1 tRNA gene and 1 rRNA gene are annotated in these 1,006 nt (G+C 47.1%); both read right to left on the minus strand.

Annotated elements, in window-relative coordinates:
* Nucleotides 1–586: ribosomal RNA gene (locus tag C1I60_RS01715) — 23S ribosomal RNA — on the minus strand; the annotation flags it as partial.
* A gap of 239 nt (nt 587–825) precedes the next feature.
* Nucleotides 826–901 (minus strand) — tRNA-Ala (locus C1I60_RS01720).
* Nucleotides 902–1,006: the final 105 nt, after the last annotated feature.

Below are 1,006 nucleotides of genomic sequence, written 5' to 3' on the forward strand. Positions count from 1 at the left end.
CCCATAGATCGGGCTCTGACTTCTTGTAAGCACACGGTTTCAGGATCTATTTCACTCCCCTTCCGGGGTGCTTTTCACCTTTCCCTCACGGTACTGCTTCACTATCGGTCGCCAGGGAGTATTTAGCCTTGGCAGATGGTCCTGCCGGATTCATACGGGGTTTCACGTGCCCCGCACTACTCGGGATCCGTCTCGGAGGGAACAGGTTTTGAACTACAGGGCTTTTACCTTCTCTGGCGGGCCTTTCCAGACCTCTTCATCTAACCGGTTNTTTGTAACTCCATGTGAGACGTCCCACAACCCCAAGGAGCAAGCTCCTTGGTTTGGGCTAATCCGCGTTCGCTCGCCGCTACTGACGGAATCACTATTGTTTTCTCTTCCTCAGGGTACTTAGATGTTTCAGTTCCCCTGGTATGCCTCTGTTCTGCCTATGTATTCAGCAGAAAGTGACTGTCGATGAAGACAGCCGGGTTTCCCCATTCGGACATCCCCGGATCAAAGCTTGCTTACAGCTCCCCGAGGCTTTATCGTTGTTCGCCACNGCTCTTTGTAGCTTAACCTAGATTTTTCTTTCGAAGAAAGAAAATATCGATGTTCGATAAAGAATGATGTTCACCAAAGGTAAAATATCTTTCCTTACCTGCTACCTTTATTTCACTTGTTTACACAAGATCAGCGTAAAGGAATATTCTAAAACGCAATTTCGTTTCGGTATCCAGTTTTCAAGGTGCAATACAGTTTCGATGAAACTGTATCCTGTGTGAATATCGATCCAACTCCGAAGAGTGGATGATCATCATGCAGTTTTTTTGATGAAGTTGTAATTGGTGGAGCCAAGCGGGATCGAACCGCTGACCTCCTGCTTGCAAGGCAGGCGCTCTCCCAGCTGAGCTATGGCCCCTCACAAGTTCCATCAAAACTGAACAAATGGAATGATGATGTTTTGAAGCTTACGCTTCATATTTGAATGTTTCCGTTGCAGGAAACGATTCTCCATAGAAAGGAG

This window comes from Paenibacillus terrae, assembly GCF_005217525.1.
Classification (GTDB): domain Bacteria; phylum Bacillota; class Bacilli; order Paenibacillales; family Paenibacillaceae; genus Paenibacillus; species Paenibacillus terrae_C.